At 38.7% G+C, this 18,146-nt stretch carries 19 protein-coding genes; 8 read left to right on the top strand and 11 right to left on the bottom strand.

The genetic code is table 11. From position 1 onward, the window contains the following. Nucleotides 1-155: 155 nt before the first annotated feature. The gene (locus PESP_RS05185) at nt 156-1,511 is read left to right on the top strand and encodes a sodium-dependent transporter (RefSeq protein ID WP_089347082.1); all 1,356 of its coding nucleotides are present in this window, start codon (nt 156-158) and stop codon (nt 1,509-1,511) included. Nucleotides 1,512-1,611: 100 nt separating this feature from the next. Here the strand turns inward: PESP_RS05185 and PESP_RS05180 are convergent, their stop codons facing one another. Both PESP_RS05180 and PESP_RS05175 read right to left on the bottom strand, forming a co-directional pair. Next, nucleotides 1,612-2,061 (bottom strand): GNAT family N-acetyltransferase, encoded by a 450-nt coding sequence (locus PESP_RS05180; protein WP_089347081.1) that lies wholly within the window; start codon nt 2,059-2,061, stop codon nt 1,612-1,614. A gap of 58 nt (nt 2,062-2,119) precedes the next feature. Next, a complete protein-coding gene (locus PESP_RS05175; RefSeq protein ID WP_089347080.1) occupies nt 2,120-2,863 on the bottom strand; it encodes a sporulation protein in 744 nt (247 codons plus the stop codon). A 262-nt stretch (nt 2,864-3,125) separates the two neighbouring features. On the opposite strand from PESP_RS05175, the gene PESP_RS05170 reads away from it, so the two are divergent. Both PESP_RS05170 and PESP_RS05165 read left to right on the top strand, forming a co-directional pair. Then, a complete protein-coding gene (locus PESP_RS05170) occupies nt 3,126-4,700 on the top strand; it encodes a cation:proton antiporter family protein (protein ID WP_089347079.1) in 1,575 nt (524 codons plus the stop codon). Nucleotides 4,701-5,111: 411 nt separating this feature from the next. Further along, entirely contained in the window at nt 5,112-5,336 is a 225-nt protein-coding gene (locus tag PESP_RS05165; protein WP_089347078.1) for a DUF3820 family protein, read from the top strand. 127 nt (nt 5,337-5,463) lie between these two features. Here PESP_RS05165 and PESP_RS05160 read toward each other — a convergent pair whose 3' ends face one another. From PESP_RS05160 to ilvY, 6 genes are all read right to left on the bottom strand, one after another. Then, a complete protein-coding gene (locus PESP_RS05160; protein WP_089347077.1) occupies nt 5,464-6,714 on the bottom strand; it encodes an ATP-binding protein in 1,251 nt (416 codons plus the stop codon). 23 nt (nt 6,715-6,737) lie between these two features. Further along, a complete protein-coding gene (locus tag PESP_RS05155; protein ID WP_089347076.1) occupies nt 6,738-7,430 on the bottom strand; it encodes a response regulator in 693 nt (230 codons plus the stop codon). A gap of 14 nt (nt 7,431-7,444) precedes the next feature. Beyond that, on the bottom strand, nt 7,445-7,813 hold the full coding sequence (locus tag PESP_RS05150; RefSeq protein WP_089349103.1) for a DUF3019 domain-containing protein: 369 nt from the start codon (nt 7,811-7,813) through the stop codon (nt 7,445-7,447). Between the two features lie 13 nt (nt 7,814-7,826). Next, nucleotides 7,827-8,690, bottom strand: coding sequence for a MipA/OmpV family protein (locus tag PESP_RS05145; RefSeq protein WP_089347075.1), 864 nt, complete (start codon nt 8,688-8,690; stop codon nt 7,827-7,829). A 112-nt stretch (nt 8,691-8,802) separates the two neighbouring features. Next, nucleotides 8,803-9,849, bottom strand: a complete 1,047-nt coding sequence (locus PESP_RS05140) for a GGDEF domain-containing protein (protein ID WP_174694375.1) — start codon at nt 9,847-9,849, stop codon at nt 8,803-8,805. 119 nt (nt 9,850-9,968) lie between these two features. Further along, nucleotides 9,969-10,874 (bottom strand): HTH-type transcriptional activator IlvY, encoded by a 906-nt coding sequence (gene ilvY / locus PESP_RS05135; protein WP_089347074.1) that lies wholly within the window; start codon nt 10,872-10,874, stop codon nt 9,969-9,971. A gap of 139 nt (nt 10,875-11,013) precedes the next feature. On the opposite strand from ilvY, the gene ilvC reads away from it, so the two are divergent. The 3 genes from ilvC to PESP_RS05120 all read left to right on the top strand — a co-directional run bounded on the left by ilvC (nt 11,014) and on the right by PESP_RS05120 (nt 15,842). After that, on the top strand, nt 11,014-12,486 hold the full coding sequence (gene ilvC, locus PESP_RS05130; protein WP_089347073.1) for a ketol-acid reductoisomerase: 1,473 nt from the start codon (nt 11,014-11,016) through the stop codon (nt 12,484-12,486). Nucleotides 12,487-12,661: 175 nt separating this feature from the next. Further along, the gene (locus PESP_RS05125; RefSeq protein ID WP_089347072.1) at nt 12,662-14,581 is read left to right on the top strand and encodes a methyl-accepting chemotaxis protein; all 1,920 of its coding nucleotides are present in this window, start codon (nt 12,662-12,664) and stop codon (nt 14,579-14,581) included. 79 nt (nt 14,582-14,660) lie between these two features. Next, on the top strand, nt 14,661-15,842 hold the full coding sequence (locus PESP_RS05120; protein WP_089347071.1) for a tetratricopeptide repeat protein: 1,182 nt from the start codon (nt 14,661-14,663) through the stop codon (nt 15,840-15,842). Here the strand turns inward: PESP_RS05120 and PESP_RS05115 are convergent. Next, entirely contained in the window at nt 15,829-16,143 is a 315-nt protein-coding gene (locus tag PESP_RS05115) for a GIY-YIG nuclease family protein (protein ID WP_089347070.1), read from the bottom strand. The two genes, PESP_RS05120 and PESP_RS05115, sit on opposite strands and share 14 nt — an antisense overlap. Nucleotides 16,144-16,242: 99 nt before the next feature. Between PESP_RS05115 and PESP_RS05110 the strand changes: the two genes are divergently transcribed. Next, a complete protein-coding gene (locus tag PESP_RS05110) occupies nt 16,243-16,602 on the top strand; it encodes an outer membrane protein assembly factor BamE (protein ID WP_089347069.1) in 360 nt (119 codons plus the stop codon). A 63-nt stretch (nt 16,603-16,665) separates the two neighbouring features. Here the strand turns inward: PESP_RS05110 and PESP_RS05105 are convergent, their stop codons facing one another. Both PESP_RS05105 and PESP_RS05100 read right to left on the bottom strand, forming a co-directional pair. Further along, nucleotides 16,666-16,983 carry an RnfH family protein gene (locus PESP_RS05105; protein ID WP_089347068.1) on the bottom strand — a complete coding sequence of 106 codons (318 nt, stop codon included), beginning with the start codon at nt 16,981-16,983 and terminating at the stop codon, nt 16,666-16,668. Beyond that, nucleotides 16,980-17,420 (bottom strand): type II toxin-antitoxin system RatA family toxin, encoded by a 441-nt coding sequence (locus PESP_RS05100; protein ID WP_089347067.1) that lies wholly within the window; start codon nt 17,418-17,420, stop codon nt 16,980-16,982. The genes PESP_RS05105 and PESP_RS05100 overlap by 4 nt, the downstream gene beginning before the upstream one ends. A gap of 145 nt (nt 17,421-17,565) precedes the next feature. Between PESP_RS05100 and smpB the strand changes: the two genes are divergently transcribed. Further along, nucleotides 17,566-18,045: an SsrA-binding protein SmpB gene (smpB, locus tag PESP_RS05095; protein ID WP_089347066.1), complete on the top strand. Its 480-nt coding sequence runs from the start codon at nt 17,566-17,568 to the stop codon at nt 18,043-18,045. The last annotated feature ends 101 nt before the right edge of the window (nt 18,046-18,146 follow it).

Below are 18,146 nucleotides of genomic sequence, written 5' to 3'. Positions count from 1 at the left end.
TTATTCTAAACCTGTTGATAACATTAATTAAATGCGCTGTTTATTAGACATTCACCACTGTAATAATTGTGCCAAATTGGCAAATAAGCCCTTTTTATTTATTTACAATTCCAGTAGATTGTCAGCGCCGTCACAAAATAGAGAAGTACAATAATATGAGCGCAGTTAGAGGCGAGTTTAGCTCTCGCTTTGGATTTATAATGGCCGCCGCAGGCTCTGCAGTAGGTTTAGGTAATATTTGGGGTTTCCCTACGCAAACAGCCAGTAATGGTGGTGCAGCCTTTTTAGTCGCTTATTTAGTACTTGCGTTCTTTTTGGCCTACCCAGCACTTATGGCCGAGCTTATTATTGGCCGCCACGGCCAGGCTAATGCTGTTTCATCGTTAACTAAAATAACAACGCAGCCTTGGCAAAAACGCTTTGCGTTTATTGTCGGGTTTGGTGGAATTTTGTGTGCGGGGTTTATTTTAAGCTTTTACGCTATTGTAGCTGGCTGGATGCTAAGTGCTACCGCAGAACCTATCACTACGTTAGTGGGCGCAAATGAGGCTTCTGCATGGTTAAGTGAGCAGTCACTAACCCGAAACATTATAGTCACTGTTATCTTTATAATATTGACGGTTGCGATCATTAGTCGCGGTGTTGAAAATGGTATCGAAAAGTGGTCTAAACGCCTTATGCCTGCACTTTTGGGGATTTTATTTGCCCTTATTGCATATGTGATGACACAAGATGGCGCAATGGAAGGTTTAAAAGCGTATTTAGTCCCTGATTTTTCATCTATTTTTGATGCTAAATTATTAGTAAGTGCACTAGGGCAAGCCTTTTTCTCACTATCACTTGGTACAAGTGTGATGATTATTTATGGCTCTTATATTAGTAAAAAAGAAAACCTAGTATCGCTTGGCGCATACGTAACACTTATTGATGTGTTTATTGCGTTTGTAGCTGGCCTATTAATAATACCTGCTATGTACGTTGCACAGGCACAAGGGGTAGAAATATTCTCTGCAACAACAGGTAAACTTCTCTCTGAAGACACATTAGTATTTCAAGTGCTGCCAGCTTTGTTTGAAGGTATGGGTTCGGCGGGCTTATTCATTGGCTTTGCTTTTTTTGCTCTAATGAGTATTGCTGCGTTAACCTCGTCTATTTCAATGCTAGAGGCGCCCGTATCGTACACGGTAGAGCGCTTTGCTATGAGCCGAAAACAAGCTACTTGGCTTATTGGTGCACTTATAAGTGCCGTGAGCATTACTATAGTATGTAACTTAGGCAGTTTGTTTGGTTTAGTGATCACTTTAACAACAAAAGTTGCACAGCCGCTAATAGGCTTAATGTGTTGTATTTTTGTTGGTTGGATTTGGTACCGAGGCTCATTATTAAAGACTATTCAACAAGGTAACCCAGAAGTACACAACACACTATTTTGGAAAGTGTGGCCTGTTTACACTAAATTTGTATGCCCTGTCGCTATTGGTGCAGTATTTTTACATTCAGTTTTAAGTTAGGGCTTACAGCACTATCTTTATTAAAAAGCCCACTATAGTGGGCTTTTTAATGGCTAAAATCTGCAGCTAATAAACTAAGATATTTTAGTTAAAAATACTTTTAACTCATTATATTTAACACCATATCCTGATGTGGAATACCGTCTTCAAGGTACTGTTCATCTATCTCCTCAAAGCCAAATGAGCGATAGAAATCAAGTAAATAGGTTTGTGCCCCAATATAAATATTGCGCTTTGGCCAGTTGCTTTTACAACACTCAATAGCAAGATTTAACAACGTGGTAGCCACCCCTTTACCGCGCTCAGAGTTATTTACAAGCACACGCCCTATTGCGCTATATTGCTCATTTTTTTCATAACAACGCGCATAAGCGTTAAGTTGCTTATTTGTAACTGCATATATGTGCTGCGTACTGCTAGCAATGTCTACATCATCAAGCTCAGGGTAAGGGCACGTTTGTTCAACAACAAATACGTCTACTCGGCCACGCATAATAGTAAATAAAGTATGGATATCGAGCGCGTTAAATTGCTCACACTTAAACTGCATATAAAATCCTTAAACAAAAAACCCAGCCTTAGCTGGGTTTATTAAACAGCACTTTAGCTTAAGCAAATAAGCGCTCTAACTGATCGCATAACTGCGATAAGTTAACATGGTCGTGCTCTATGGTTAAATCTACATAGCCATCGCCTCTAAAGGCTCTATCAAGCTCAATTAAAACATGTGTTTTATGCGCCTCTGGTACAAACGACAATTCAATTTCTTGAATACCAAACAAGCTTCGGCTATTAGGTTTATATTCAAGTTCTTGATAACAGCCAGACACAGATTGAAATGTACTAGCGCGTAAGTGCCCTTTTTCAACATCCGCTTTTTGTAAGCTAAAGCCGAGCTTATCCATTGCCTGCATACACGTTTTAACAGCTTCATTAGGATAAATATGCAAGTGGTCTTTATCTGTTGGGTCTAACGCTAAATCAATATCTAAACCAGTTTCTAACCATACATGTGATTGATTATACCCTGCGTTAATTTCGGTAATAGGCGTTTCAGAATGAAGGCGTGCTTCAAAAGGAATACTTTTTACTTCGCCAGGTTCAATAGTGCCAATGTCAGTAATGCGCCATTGATCAATAACATGATTTGTAAAATACTCACCGTCTTCGCCATCAACTTTAACGCGTGTCATTAAAAACAAATCTAGCCCAGAAATTTCTTGTGCTACATCGCCTGCGGTTATAACTATATTGGCATTAAAAAGCTGCCCAGGTTGAAGGTGCTCAGTTTCTAAGATTGTATCAACTTTTGCAGCGCCAATACCTACAGACGCTAAAATCTTTTTAAACATATTATTCTCCTAAGCGGCGCTATATGTATTTAGCCCACTTAATCTCCTTTGTTAAGGCATCTTAACCATATTTAAAAGCGCTTGTCAGTGAAAAAATGTTATTTACATGCTATTTACGAATATTTTAATGCCTTATGCGCATTTTTTATACGTAACTGAGTAAGTAATTGATTAAACTGCGCACAGAAACCCGCTATATTTATTTTCATTGGTATAAAATTTTCGCTACACTGCTAGCCCCAAAGACGTGATATTAAGAATTATGGAACTGATTTATTTTGCTGCCGCGTTCGTTTGTGGTTTTGGTGTATATCAATTAAAACTACCTCCTCTCATTGGCTTTTTATTGGCTGGCTTTGCATTAAATTTAGCGGGTTATAAAAGTACCGAGCTACTCGATACAATTGCTGCTTTAGGTGTCACATTGTTACTGTTTAGTATTGGCTTAAAGCTAAAAGTTAAAAGCTTAGTTAAACCACAAGTATGGGCACCAGCCACCCTGCACATTATTGTAAGTAGCGCTATTTTTAGTGGGTTTATGTTACTGCTAGGCATATTTGCAGTGCCTTTATTTATCGACTTAAGTTGGCAAAGTGCCTTGCTGGTCGGTTTTGCGCTTAGCTTTTCAAGCACCGTATTTGCAGTAAAAGTACTAGAAGAGCGAGGCGAAATGGCAAGCCTACACGGTAAAATAGCCATTGGTATTTTAGTAATGCAGGATATTTTTGCCGTAATATTTTTAGCCATTAGCACAGGTAAAGTACCTAACATTTGGGCACTTGCTCTAATTATTGCGCTACCGTTAGTGCGACCGTTAATGTATGGCGTGCTTAATCGCTCAAAACATGGTGAGCTACTGCCATTATTTGGTTTTTTCTTTGCGTTAGTAGCAGGCTACAATGCGTTTGAATTTGCTGGCTTAAAAGGCGACTTAGGCGCACTCATAATGGGAATGATGTTCGCACCACATAAAAAAGCGGGTGAACTTTCTAAGTCACTGCTTAACGTAAAAGATATTTTACTGGTCGGTTTTTTCTTAAGTATTGGCCTAAATGCAGAGCTTACTGCTAATTCCTTAATTGTGGCTCTTATACTTATTTTTGTATTGCCTATTAAAACCTTACTTTATTATGCCTTTACTAATGCCTTTAAACTCAGAGCCCGCACCTCGTTGCTAACTGCTTTTAGCCTTGCTAATTTTAGTGAGTTTGGGCTTATAGTATGTGCGGTTGCAGCCTCAACGGGTATGATCACCTCTGAGTGGCTAGCAGTAATGGCCATTGCTGTATCTATTACCTTTGTTATTGCATCGCCACTAAATAAGCGCTCTAACGAGCTTTATGTAAAGGTAGAGCGTTGGTTATTAAAGTTTGAAAGTAAAACACGCCTTGCAGAAGAGCTGCCGGTTAATTTAAACGACACAAAAATTGTTATCTTTGGTATGGGCCGAATCGGCACCGGCGCGTATGAAACGATTAATGCCACTCACCCTAATGTTGTCGCCGGAATAGATATAAAGCCAGAGGTGGTTGAAAAACACATTAAACGTGACCGAAAGGTACTGCTAGCTGATGCAACAGACCCCGACTTTTGGCAACGTGTAAACCACTCACACGTGGAAATGGTCATGCTGGCAATGCCAAAACATATGCAAAATATTTTTGCTTTAGAGCAATTGCAAGCATCAGGTTACAGCGGGCAAGTAACCGCCATTGCAAATTACCCTGACCAACAAAAAGAGCTTGAAAACATGGGCGTCAATTCTACTTATAACTTTTACTTAGAAGCAGGTAGCGGTTTTGCTGAGCACGTAAAGCAAGAGCTATTTAATAAATAGTCACTTTTAACTAAATTAAAAATACAAACAAGTAAAAAAGCCTTATTTTTAGTAAGGCTTTTTTATGAGTTTTTAAATAAAAAGCCACTTTATTTACATTCCTTTACATTACTACTCTCTATCTTAATAAAAAACAGATAAACTACCCCTGTTGATTAAATAAACGCCTTCGCACCCACACTACATAATTAGACTCCAGCTAATTACTGTTAGGTAAGCTTTTATTTATCAACATAAATTAATTTAATCAGAGGGCCTACTCCCTCGTTCAATAGGCTGTTTCTTGCCCGTCACAGCCTATTTTATTTTCTGCGCTCAAAACAGCACATCAAACTCACATTATTTAATGCACTTAATGTGTTTAAACATTACTATTGCAGCTATAGCCTTCACTTTACATTTTTAATATTTATGGATACTAAAGAGCTAAAGCTTGCGATTAATACCACAATGCCGTTTGGAAAATATGCAGGTAGACCACTACTTTTGTTGCCTGAGCCCTATTTAGTGTGGTTTAAACAACAGGGATTCCCTGAAACAAAGCTTGGGGCGCAACTAGCAATGATGTACGAGGTTAAATTAAATGGGCTTGAGCAAATGCTAATGCCACTGCTTGAAAAAACTAAAAATAATTGAGAACTTTTTTAGATATAGCAGGTCTACTCTTTTGCTACTTGTTGATTTTGGTTTTTAACCGCAAAAAGCGCCTTAGGCGCTTTTTTTATGCCTGTTACTTTTTATACCAATCCGCGTAATTAAGTGGTCAATTTTGAGGATTGGTATTGGGTAGCTTTATAATAAACTTTGCTCCACCTAAGGCTGATTCTGTAATTGAGCACTGCCCCTTATGCCAAGAGACAATTTTTGACACAATGGCAAGCCCTAAGCCAAAGCCCCCAGTACTTTTATCACGGCTTTTATCAAGGCGGGTAAAGGGTTTAAATACCATTTCTCTATCGCTTTTAGAAATACCACTTCCGTCATCTTCAACTACAAAGTAAATAGCTTCATCATCAACACTTAAAGTAACACTCACCTTAGAATTAGCATACTTTGCTGCATTACCAATAATATTTTGCATTACCCGCGCTATAAAATGTGCGTCACACTTATATGTTAAACATGCGGGTAAATCAGCTTTAAACTCTATGCCTTTAGCAAAATTTAACTTTTCAATCACTGAGTGAGTAAGTGCTGATAGGTCGCAATTAGAAGGCGCCAAGCTAGGCTGCTGTGAATCAAGCCTTGCGTATTCAAGCATTTCACAAACCAGCGCTTCAAGCTCGCTTATATCTGCTTGCATATTAGTTAAGTAATTTTGACCTTTATCTGATTCTGCAGTCTCTTGTAGCATTACTAAGGCAAACTTTAGCCTTGCAAGAGGCGTTCTAAATTCGTGAGACACCGAAGACGTTAGCTCTTGCTGTGCAGTGAGTAGATGCTCTATACGCTGTTGCATCACATTTAAGGTATCGGTGACCGGTAAAAAAAACGATTTAGAAGGAGTGTTTAAATTAAAATCTTGCGAGCCATCTACAGCTTCACAGGCACTACGTAGCTTAGAAAAATCTCGCCATAGTAAAAAGCTCCAAAGCCCCACAGGTAAGCCTACAATTAACAACAACAGTAAGTAAGGAATAACCGAGCTTGTAGGTGCTTTTATTACCCCTACTGGGCCTATTTGTAAAAGCTTGCTATCGCCTAGCTCTACATACCAGACTATCCGCTGTTTTTTGTCATACAGGTAAAGGTAATGGTTTTTATCAAGCAAAGCTTGCTGCTTAAGAGGTAAAATAAGATCGCGGCGGGCAATGATATGGCTTTCAAAACTGTGTTTTAATTTATCAAGCCCATCGGGGGTTTGTGACAATAACCAAAGTGATTGGCCAAATTCATCGTCTAGCAACACTTGTTGTTGCGACTCTTCATAAGGCCACAGCTGTTCTATAACACCACTAACAATAAATAAAGAAACAATGATATAAACATATAAACTTATGAATAGTTTGCCCATTAATCCTTATTTACCTTCATATATTATTTTTCCCACGCATCAGATACAAACAAGTAACCTTGCCCCCACACGGTTTTAATTCGGTAAGGCTTATCGCTGTTATCACCTAGCTTTTTACGAATACGCGAAACACGTACATCCACAGTACGGTCAAGCCCGTCGTATTGACGTCCAATCATATGCTGATGCACATGTTCTCGGCTTAGCACTTCGCCTGCATTTGAAGCCAGTAGCCACAGTAATTCAAACTCATGAGATGTAAGTACAATTTCAGTTTCATTTAATTTAACAATTCGGCTGGTTTTATCAATCACTAAATCACCAAACTGAATCTCTTCACTTGCTTTAACTACAGGCTGTCCTCTGCGTAGTAATGCGTTTACACGGGCAAGTAACACTCGCGGCTCTGCAGGTTTTACAACGTAATCATCTGCACCAAGCTCTAAGCCAATTACTTGGTCAAAGTCTTCACCTTTTGCAGTAAGCATTAAAATCGGCAATGAAAATTTATCGCGCACTTGTCGGCACACGCTAAAACCGTCTTTGCCAGGTAGCATAACGTCTAAAATCATTAAATCAGCAGCGTTATTCTCAAGATAACTAAATACATCATCACCACGGCTTAATACATCTACTTCTAAGCCATTATGTTCAAGATAATCTTTTGTTAGTTGTTGTAAACCTAGGTCATCTTCAACAAGTAAAATTTTTGGCATGAGTTGCTCCTAAATTAAAAATAGCTCCATGGAGAGCGAAGCCTGCGCCTACTTTTTTTAGCATCAGCACTTTGCACTTCAATGTGTGTTTTAGCAATTAACACACCGGTATGAGGATTGATTAAGGAGTATATGGTCTCTACCTGAACACGCGCTTTATATTCAAACTCACCAAAGGCCTGCTCCTGCCAACACTTAATAAGTTTATTTTGTTGGTATAAACACACATCACTGGGCGCTTCTAATTGCCAATTAAATTTTAAGTCGAGATCGCAAAACTCTTGCAGTTCTGAGACTACGCACACTTTGGGAGACACGTTTAAATACGCATTTTGCGCAACAACGGGGGGGCTAAACAGAAAAACTGAAAGCACAATCAACATTAAATACTTCATATCAAAAAGTATGATCGAATCCTATAAAAGCAGTCATTGAATAATTACGTTCAAAAAGCGGACTGCCATCCATAGCCGAATAGTCGTAATATGCTACATGAAAACGAAGACTGTTGGCCTCACTCAACGGCCAACTGGCGTCGATTTTAGCATAAGGTTGCCAGCTACTACCAACCTCTATTTTACCTAATACTGTTTCTTGTGCTTTTAACCCGTAATAGTAGTTGTTTAATTCGGCTGATTTATAGTTAATACCAAGTGTTGGTTTTAACTTTAGCTGGCCAATTTGGCTGTGGTATTGCCATTGAAAAGCCCCTTTTAAGCCGTTATAAACACTGCTTACATCGTGTAAAAGTTGCGCAGATAAAACATTATTTTTCTCAACATAGTGATAAGTAATACCCGCATCGAGTGCTAAGCTGCGATTGTCTATAGCGTTTATATTTATATGGCTTGGCTGGGGGTTTTGTTCTGTAGAAAAAGAATGACTAGTCGTTGCAGGAAGTACGAATATATTTTTAGGGTGCCCATCAATAAAAAACCGCGCTTCAGCATTTAGCTCAGAAACAACATTAAAGTGATGCTTTTTAGTTTGCGATAATGTGTAACCTAATCGACCATTGTCAAAAAACCAACGTTCGCCGTAAAAGGCAAGCTGAGGAATAATAGGAAGAGGTAAGTTTTTCGCTCCGCGCAATGGATTGGTAATAACACCTACACCCGCACTTACATTAATGTGCCACTGTTTAATAGTAATATGCTGCTGCGAATATTTTTGCTCACTATGCGCTTGTGAGGTAACACCTTGAAATGATAAAAAGCATATCACTAAGCAAATATAATTAATTAACGAGGAGCGATGCATCAGCCTAATCAAATTGAGTAAAAATTATTAAGTTACTCATACTAGCAAGCTAAAATTAATTGTGCGCCACCTGGTTACAATCATTCACAATTTTTATACGTTAACATTACATTTAAATGTCAGGTGCAATTTCTATACGATTACGACCGTGTGTTTTAGCAATATACAAAGCCCTGTCTGCTCGCTCTATTAACACAGCGCCTTTAGTAAATGGACGTAATATAGCTAAGCCAAAACTGGCCGAAATAGCACGTTTTGAGTTTATATCATCCTTTTTACGAACAGCTAAAGAGGCAATATCTAAACGGATTTTGTCAGCAAACTTCATAATATCGTTAATGCTGGTGAAGTACCCTGTTATGCAAAATTCCTCACCACCATATCGATACACATTAAGTGTATCGGTCATATTTTGTGACACCTTCTTTGCTACAAGCTTAAGAACTTCATCACCTTTTTGGTGGCCAAAGTCATCGTTGAAGCGTTTAAAGTGATCAATATCAAACATAATCAATACGGCCAGTACCCCTTCATCAGCCTGCTCTGAATAAGTTTGGCAAAATAGCTGTATGTCATCGTCAAATTTTCTACGATTAAAAAAGCCAGTCAGTGGGTCGGTATCGGCTGCCTCTTTAGAAAGATTAAGTGCTTCTTTCAAATCTTTAATTTCGTTATAGGCTACAGCAAGCTTAGTTTGAAATTCTCGCGCATAGTCTTGCATAGCGACGGACTCATCAGTCAAGCGCTCAACACAGCCTAATATTTCGTTAAATGAGTTAACATTAGCTAAGTTAGCGAGCTCATTTTGTGAGTCCACTAACGAGGTTGTAAAACTTTTAGAATGGCCAAGGGTAATACTAATGTCTTGCTGTACTTGCTCCATAGTACCGTGAAAGCGATCAGCCATTTCTTGAAAAAACACTAAATCATCTTCACTTAGGTGCTTGTCAAAAATCTCTTTCGCCTTATTTTGTGTACATGTTTGTTGCTGAGCAATAACATCGTCAAGTTCAGCATTTAGTGCAGGTTTACTGCCTTGAACGTAACAATACCAAATAGCGTAATTGATGGGTGTTACCGGCATTCGGTATTTTACCATCATCGGAATCGCTTTTTTTAAACATTGAGCAGAATGAGCAAGTGATACAGCATGATCCATAATTATATTAACTCTTAAGCGTCATTATTTTTATTATCAAGTTTTCATGTTAAGTAATAGTAAACCCATACGCAACTGTTATTCATACTATTTACTGAATAACATTAACACTAAAAACATTAAATAACATTTGCGCCTAAAGTTTGTGCAATATTCCATAATGCACTGATTGCAGGGTCATTAAGTTCCTTTTTTAACACAGCTAAACCAATATCAAAGCCTTCAGGTTGATGATCGTTACACGTTAAAATTTGCACTTTGTCTTGAAGTGGACTGTTATCTAGCACTATTTTAGGAACCATCGCTACGCCTAAACCTAAGCTCACCATTGATACCATCGCTTCGTGGCCTGCAACCTGAGCATAAATTTTTCCATGGACATTATTTTTACGCCACCACTGTTCTAGCCTCTGGCGAGAAAAACCCTGCTCGGGAACAATAAACTCAAGCTCTGACCATTCTATTTGATCTGTGTTTTTTGTTATTTTTTCACTAATTGGGCACTGAATCTTTGGGCCTATTAGCACTAATGGTGAGTGGCCAATATTTACAAATGCTATTTGCGCAGGCAATTTGCTCGGCCTTGCTGCAATCGCCATGGATTCATGAGCATCAAGCACACGATTTATCGCCAAAGCAGGATCACCTGTATTTAAAGTGATTTCTATGTGCTGATGCTGTGCACGCAATTGTTCTAATATTTGGTGTAAAAAACTATAGGAAGCCGTTACAGAGCAATAAATACTGACATTGCCATATATATGCTGAGTGGGGTCTTTCACATTAGCTTTAAAACGTTGCCAATTGGCAAGTGTTGAGGTCGCATAATCAATAAACGACTCCCCTTCTTTGGTTAATTTTACACTGCGATTATCGCGCACAAACAAGGCAACCCCCACTTCGTCTTCAAGCTGTTTAATGTTTCGGCTCAATGTAGGTGCACTTATATGGCACAGCTCACTTGCTCGCGCAAAATGAAGGGTTTTAGCCAACGCTAAAAAATAATTTAAATGCTTATGATCCACAGCACACTCTCACGTTTCATTTTTTGAAATACTTTAGTGCAAATATATCATTTTACGCAAGTGAAGTTTTTTTTTATGGTGTGCTTAAGCAAAGCAAATAGGCTTTGCATCTAACAAACACGAATTATAGGACACTAACATGGCGAATTATTTTAACACCTTACCTTTACGCGAGCAGTTAGCGCAGTTAGCTCAATGTGAGTTTATGGACCCGAGTGAATTTACCGACGGTGTAGATGCGCTTAAAGGTAAAAAGCTAGTTATTGTTGGTTGTGGCGCACAAGGCCTTAACCAAGGTTTAAACTTACGTGACTCAGGCCTAGATGTATCTTATACACTTCGTCAATCAGCAATTGATGAACGTCGCCAATCATTTTTAAATGCATCTGAAAACGGCTTTACTGTAGGCACTTACGAAGAGCTAATTCCAACTGCAGACGTAGTATTAAACCTAACACCTGACAAACAACATACTGCGGTAGTAACTGCAATTATGCCATTAATGAAACAAGGCTCTACCCTTGCTTACTCACATGGTTTTAATATTGTTGAAGAAGGCATGCAAGTACGTGAAGACATTACCGTAATTATGGTTGCACCTAAATGCCCTGGTTCTGAAGTACGTGAAGAATACAAACGTGGCTTTGGTGTTCCAACACTTATTGCGGTTCACCCAGAAAACGATCCACAAGGTCATGGCTTAGCACAAGCTAAAGCCTATGCAGCCGGTACTGGTGGTCATCGTGCGGGCGTTCTTAAATCATCATTTATTGCTGAAGTTAAATCAGACCTAATGGGTGAGCAAACAATTCTTTGTGGCATGTTACAAACTGGTTCGATTTTATGTTTTGATAAAATGATCGAAAAAGGCGTAGATGCTGGTTACGCATCTAAACTAATTCAGTACGGCTGGGAAGTCATTACCGAAGCACTTAAATACGGCGGCGTAACTAATATGCTTGACCGCTTATCAAACCCTGCAAAAGTAAAAGCGTTTGAATTAAGTGAAGAACTAAAAGTAATTATGCGTCCACTTTACAACAAGCACCAAGATGACATCATCGATGGTACATTCTCGCGTGTAATGATGGAAGATTGGGCAAACGACGATGCTAACTTACTTAAATGGCGCAGTGAAACCGCAGAAACTAACTTTGAAAAAACACCTGCAGGCGATGTAGAAATCTCTGAGCAAGAATTTTTTGATAACGGTATCTTAATGGTAGCTATGGTAAAAGCAGGTGTTGAACTTGCATTTGAAACCATGACAGCTGCGGGCATTATTGATGAGTCGGCTTATTACGAGTCTTTACACGAAACACCGCTAATTGCTAACACAATTGCACGTAAAAAATTATTCGAAATGAACCGTACTATTTCTGATACCGCAGAATACGGCTGTTACTTATACAACCATGCATGTTTACCACTACTTGCTGATTTTATGAAAAACATCGACACCGATGTAATTGGTAAAGGCTTAAACGAGCAAAGTAACCAAGTAGATAACCAAACGCTAATTCAAATTAATACGGCTTTACGTGAACACCCAGTAGAAATTATTGGTGCTAAATTACGTGGCTACATGTCAGCTATGAAGAAAATTGTATAACTAGTTTCGCTTGTTAGAAACCAAGCCCACACGCATATGCTGTGGGCTTTTTCGTGTTGGTAATAAACTTTTAATATAGAATAAGTAGGATTACCTGTTACGTGTATTGCAATGATTAGCGCTTAATTAATAATGTGCTAACATGGCTGTCTATATAGTTGTAAAGTAAATAAATATGACGATAAAAAACCTTACCATCACGCAAAAAATCACCATTTTAGGCAGTACAATTGCAATATGTGTTGCTGCACTAATTGGTTTAACGTCTTTGTATAGCTCTGAAGATATTATAGAACGACGTATGATTGAATCAGAACTGCCTAGTAAATTACAAAGTATTAGTAATCAAATTGGCGGCGAAATAAATGAGCTATTAGGTGCTGCGCAGCAATTATCATCAAATGAATTTATTTTACAATGGGCACGTTCTAATAACCCAGACGACACCCTGTTACTTAAAGAGTTGAACCGCGTAGCATCACAATTTGATTTAGCTACAGCGTCTTGGGCAAACCGCGATACGGCCCAATACTGGAACCAACATGGCTTTTTACGTGTTTTAAAAAACGATGCAGCCGATGGGTGGTTTTTTGCTTTTACGCAATCTAATAACCCCTACTCTATTAGTATTTATCAAGAATCGCCTACTGATGTAAAAATGTTTGTAAATCATCAACAAACTAATGGCTTGGGTTTAGCTGGCCTTGCAAAAAGCATTACTGATATGCAAAAGCTGTTGCAGCAATTTAAAATTGAACAAACAGGATTTGTTTTTATTGCAGATAAAAGCGGGCTTATCCAATTACATAAAGACGTAAATAAAGTCGCTAAAACAAATATAGATACGCTTTATGGCAGCAATACGCATACCCAATTACTTAATACGCGTAATTTTGCCCTAAAAGAAATAAATATAAATAATGAAGCCGTACTTGTGGCTGCAATGCCTATAAAAAATACCGATTTATATGTACTTGCTCAGGTACCTAAAAGTGAAGTGTTTGCCAGTGTAAGTACGCTCGAGTGGCAAATATTTACTTTTACGCTTGTTATCGCATTAATTGCAAGCGCGCTTAGCTACCTACTGGCGCGTTCATTGGCTTCACCGCTTTCTGACATGGCTGAGCTATTTTCTCGCTTAGGCTCTGGTGATGCTAATTTAGCGTATCGCTTACCAGAATCAAATCAACCCGAACTTAATAATTTAAGTAATGGGTTTAATCAATTTATAAATAAAATTGAAATTGCAATTAAGCAAGTCGCTAACGAAAGCAGAGACATACGCCAAAGCTCAGATCATGTTTTTGAGCAAGCTAAAAACAACTCACAATCCATTGATAACCAAAAAGAGCAAACTATTTCGGTAGCAGCGGCCATTAATGAAATGGGCGCAACAGTTCAAGAAATAGCGCAAAGTGCGGCTAATGCGGCCAAACTAACACAAAGCAGCCAAGAAAATACCAGCCAAAGTCATAAACAGGTACTGCAAAGCCAGGCCACCATTTCAGCATTGGCAACCGATATTGATGGTATTACCGAACAAGTAACGCTGCTTTCTAAAAAAACAGTCGATATAGCTAGCATTGTTGACTCAATACGTGGGATCTCCGAGCAAACTAATTTATTAGCTTTAAATGCGGCAATAGAATCTGCGCGTGCCGGTGAGCATGGACGAGGCTTTGCAGTGGTTGCCGATGAAGTACGCGCCCTTGCCAATCGTACGTCGCAATCTACCACTGAGATTCAATCAATGATTGAGGAATTAACAAACATATCTGACGATGTAGTTAATGACATAGGCCAGTCAAAGCAAAAAGCACAGCAAAGTGTTGGCGCTATGCAAAGCTCTGTAGAACTACTTGATGCAATCAGTGAAACAGCGAATCAAATAAACGATATGGCAACCTTAATTGCCACTGCAACAGAGCAACAAAGTAATGTAGTTGCTGATGTAGGACGCAACATTGAGCAAATAAGTGAAATTAGCGACCAAGCAATGAGCGAGCAAATAAACACCGAACAGGCCATTCGCGATTTAGCAAATAGTGCACAAACGCTAGATGACTTAGTTGCTACCTTTGAAAGACAACGTTAAACACGTTTTGTAACACTTAAATAAGCAACCTTCACATATTGCACCTACACTTATAGGTGCAATATGTTGGAGGTGGTTTATGAACATATTTTGTTATAACACATTTTTACTTAGTTGCTGCTTATACTTAAGTGGATGTAGCTCTTCTATTAGTGGGCCCCCGCCGCTTTATCTTGCAAATTCTCCCGCATTTAACCTTATCGAAGTAGAAACCGAGCAAGCTATATTTAAGCTCGATAAAAACCTAACATCTCAACTCGATGCTCACTTAACCAGTAAACGCAGTGCACACTATGTGGCGAATAGTATTTTGCGTTTTTTGCTTAAAAATGGCGACAGCTCACTAACCTACCAAAGCGGTGCAACACTCACTGCCTCACAAACTTATGCAAACCTTAATGCTAATTGCTTGTCGTTATCAATTTTGGCATACAGTTTGGCCGACTATTTAGGGATTAAAGCACGCTTTCAAAAAGTGCACATACCTGAATACTGGGCAATAAATAAAGGGGTTAACTTGTTAACTGGGCATATTAATTTATCGATAGATAACGAACTAATGCAAAACATACCCGCCACTATGGTTTATCAACGCGATAAATACCTCACCATAGATTTTGACCCCAACATTAGAAAGCAGCGCTTTAAAACCAGCTTGTTGAGTAAAGAAGTAGTCACCGCCATGTTTTATAACAACAAAGGCGCGCTCGCTTTGGTAAACAAGCAATACAACTTAGCTTTTAGTTACTTTAGTGCTGCGGTTAAAGTGGCGCCGTCATTTAGTGGTGGCTGGGGGAATTTAGGTATTGTATTTAGGCAGCTTAATTATTTGAATGAAGCAGAACTTGCTTATAATTACGCTATTGCACTTGATAAAAACAACCATACCGCATTAGGTAATTTAGCTGTACTTTACACCCTAAGCGACAGGCAGCAAAAAGGGCAGCAAATTTTAAAACAATTAGATACTAAGCGCCGCTTAAACCCGTATTATCACGTATCATTAGGCAATAGCGAACTTGCACTTAAAAACTACACTTTAGCACTTAAACATTTTAAAACGGCTTACAATCTCGACTCACATTTACACGAGAGTCATTTTGGTTTAGCTCGCGCCTATTATTTAACCGGTAATATCACTCTTGCAAAAAAACACATGCAACTAGCGGGTTTAAAAGCTGAATTTAGTCACGACAAAGCTCGTTATAAAAATAAACTTTCGGTATTAAAAAATGCAACGGCTTGGCTTAGTCGTGATTAAAAGATTTTACGTAGTGCTCTTTTTTTGCTCTATTGAGCTTTTTAATTTGGCACTCTAATTTACTGGCTTCACTTTTTGAGCCCACTACTTGTTGATGAACCAGTACCAATGGGCCTTTTCCTTTTAAGTTTTTTGCCCCTTTACCTGCTTGATGAGTGGCCAGTCGCTTTTCAACATTTGTAGTAATACCGGTGTACCAATGCCCTAATCGTGTTTGCACTATATATAAATACCACGTAGATGGTTTTTTTAGCGCTTTGTTAACGTTCGTACTTAAACTTTTTTGCGTATGTGTGGTCAAAACTTTACCTTAACCCTTAAACAATTTCTTAAAAGGGTTTTACCTTCAGTGACTAATCGGTATCATGCAGAATATAAAAAATAAGGATCACAACTAACAATGCAGTCGTTAAAAACTTTTTCTCTTTGGCTTATCGTTGCTTTAACATTTAGCTCATTAGCGGGCTGTTCTAGCTGGGTTTACAGAATAAACATCCCACAGGGTAACTTTTTAGAGCAATCTGATGTAGATAAGCTTCGTGTAAACATGACCCGAGAGCAAGTTATTTATGTATTAGGGCGCCCAATTGCTGAAGATGCATTTGATAAAAGCACATGGCGCTACGTTTACAGCTTTAATAAAGGCCGTAGTAATGAGCAACATAAAGAGTTGGTGATTAAATTTGAAAACGAGCAACTTATTGCCGTTTCAGGTGATTATGACCAACCAGAAAACTTTGATACACCTCTTGAGCAATAATTAGCTCAACAGCCATAAAAAAGGTGAGCAATGCTCACCTTTTTTATGGCTGTTTAACTGGCTTTATAAAGGACGACCGCCAGTAATTTTATTGGCACGGCCTTCTTCTTTTGCTTTTTCTGCTCTTTTTCTCCGTGCATCTTTAGGGTCAGCAATCAGCGGGCGATAAATTTCAATTCTGTCGCCATCTTTTAATTCATAGTTTGCTTTAACAGTTCTATTCCACACCCCTAAAGTAAGTGCAGTTGGGTCTATTTCTGGGCATTTTTCAATAATGCCTGATTGTATAACCGCTTGCTCTGCCGTTGTGCCTTGTGGCACATCAACCGATAACGTTGTTGCCGTTGTAGGCAAAGCAAATACAATCTCTACCTTAATCATAATCGGGCTCCATACACTTCTTTTGCACGTTGCGTAAAAGCACTTACCATGTTTTTAGCTACATCGTTAAAAATTTTACCAAAGGCTAATTCTATAAGCTTGCTTGAAAACTCAAATTCAAGCTTGAGCTCAACTTTACAGGCTTTTTTATCCAGCGCCTGAAAATGCCAACGCCCCTTAAGGGTTTTAAATGGGCCATCAACAAGCTTAAGCTGAACTGTTTGCTCATCAATAAAGGTGTTTTCGGTGGTAAACCACTTTTTTATACCGGCCTTGGATATTTCTAAACTCGCGGTCATGTTATTATTATGCTGCGAAACGATTTTAGAGTCTGAACAATTTGGTAAAAACTGCGGATACGCTTCTACATCATTAACTAGGTCAAACATCTCTTTAGTGCTGTACATAACCAGCGCACTTTTTTCTATTTGTGGCATACTCACTCCCAACTGTGTGGGCGAATTTTAGCAAGCTTTGCGCGTTTCCCCAAATTTTCATGGTCTTAAGTTCACCTGATTATTTTAAAGGCACATATAAAAAATCGATGTAAAACATCTCTCAATACGTATATTATAGGGCACTATGGCTAAGAACAAATCATCAAAATCGAATAGTAATACCATCGCGCTAAACAAAAAAGCGCGTCATGAGTATTTTTTACACGACAAGTTTGAAGCAGGTGTTGAACTACAAGGCTGGGAAGTAAAAAGTATCCGAGCTGGTAAGGTAAATATCTCAGAAACTTACATTCATCTTAAAAACGGCGAAGCATTTTTACTCGGCAGTCAAATTCAGCCTTTAAATAGCGCCTCGACCCACGTTATATGCGATCCTATGCGCTATCGTAAGCTACTATTAAGCCGAAGAGAGCTTGATAGACTTGTTGGTGCAACTGAACGAGACGGCTTTTCACTTGTTGCCACTGCCATGTATTGGAAAAAATGTTGGGTGAAACTTGAGTTTCATTTGGCTAAAGGTAAAAAAATGCATGACAAACGTGAAGACGGAAAAAATAAAGATTGGTCTCGCGAAAAAGAACGCCTCATGAAACACAAAGTATAAACATAGCGCCTAACTTAGTTAGGCGTTTTTTTTACCCTTTTTGGGCCGGTCAAAATAAAAACAAACTGTTCATTTAAAACTCACCTTTATACAAATAACCA

Origin of the sequence: Pseudoalteromonas espejiana DSM 9414, from assembly GCF_002221525.1 — a bacterium.
In the GTDB taxonomy this organism is placed as follows: Bacteria; Pseudomonadota; Gammaproteobacteria; order Enterobacterales; family Alteromonadaceae; genus Pseudoalteromonas; species Pseudoalteromonas espejiana.
Note: the sequence above shows the minus strand (reverse complement) of the source record. Positions and strands in the feature narration are given on the sequence as shown.

Coding starts and splice junctions, on each gene's coding strand:
- PESP_RS05145 (WP_089347075.1), bottom strand. CDS start 8,690: ATGCATCGCTCCTCGTTAATTAATTATATTTGCTTAGTGATATGCTTT.
- ilvC (WP_089347073.1), top strand. CDS start 11,014: ATGGCGAATTATTTTAACACCTTACCTTTACGCGAGCAGTTAGCGCAG.
- PESP_RS05165 (WP_089347078.1), top strand. CDS start 5,112: ATGGATACTAAAGAGCTAAAGCTTGCGATTAATACCACAATGCCGTTT.
- PESP_RS05120 (WP_089347071.1), top strand. CDS start 14,661: ATGAACATATTTTGTTATAACACATTTTTACTTAGTTGCTGCTTATAC.
- smpB (WP_089347066.1), top strand. CDS start 17,566: ATGGCTAAGAACAAATCATCAAAATCGAATAGTAATACCATCGCGCTA.
- PESP_RS05160 (WP_089347077.1), bottom strand. CDS start 6,714: ATGGGCAAACTATTCATAAGTTTATATGTTTATATCATTGTTTCTTTA.
- PESP_RS05100 (WP_089347067.1), bottom strand. CDS start 17,420: ATGCCACAAATAGAAAAAAGTGCGCTGGTTATGTACAGCACTAAAGAG.
- PESP_RS05140 (WP_174694375.1), bottom strand. CDS start 9,849: ATGGATCATGCTGTATCACTTGCTCATTCTGCTCAATGTTTAAAAAAA.
- PESP_RS05170 (WP_089347079.1), top strand. CDS start 3,126: ATGGAACTGATTTATTTTGCTGCCGCGTTCGTTTGTGGTTTTGGTGTA.
- PESP_RS05185 (WP_089347082.1), top strand. CDS start 156: ATGAGCGCAGTTAGAGGCGAGTTTAGCTCTCGCTTTGGATTTATAATG.
- PESP_RS05105 (WP_089347068.1), bottom strand. CDS start 16,983: ATGATTAAGGTAGAGATTGTATTTGCTTTGCCTACAACGGCAACAACG.
- PESP_RS05110 (WP_089347069.1), top strand. CDS start 16,243: ATGCAGTCGTTAAAAACTTTTTCTCTTTGGCTTATCGTTGCTTTAACA.
- PESP_RS05175 (WP_089347080.1), bottom strand. CDS start 2,863: ATGTTTAAAAAGATTTTAGCGTCTGTAGGTATTGGCGCTGCAAAAGTT.
- PESP_RS05125 (WP_089347072.1), top strand. CDS start 12,662: ATGACGATAAAAAACCTTACCATCACGCAAAAAATCACCATTTTAGGC.
- PESP_RS05180 (WP_089347081.1), bottom strand. CDS start 2,061: ATGCAGTTTAAGTGTGAGCAATTTAACGCGCTCGATATCCATACTTTA.
- PESP_RS05155 (WP_089347076.1), bottom strand. CDS start 7,430: ATGCCAAAAATTTTACTTGTTGAAGATGACCTAGGTTTACAACAACTA.
- PESP_RS05150 (WP_089349103.1), bottom strand. CDS start 7,813: ATGTTGATTGTGCTTTCAGTTTTTCTGTTTAGCCCCCCCGTTGTTGCG.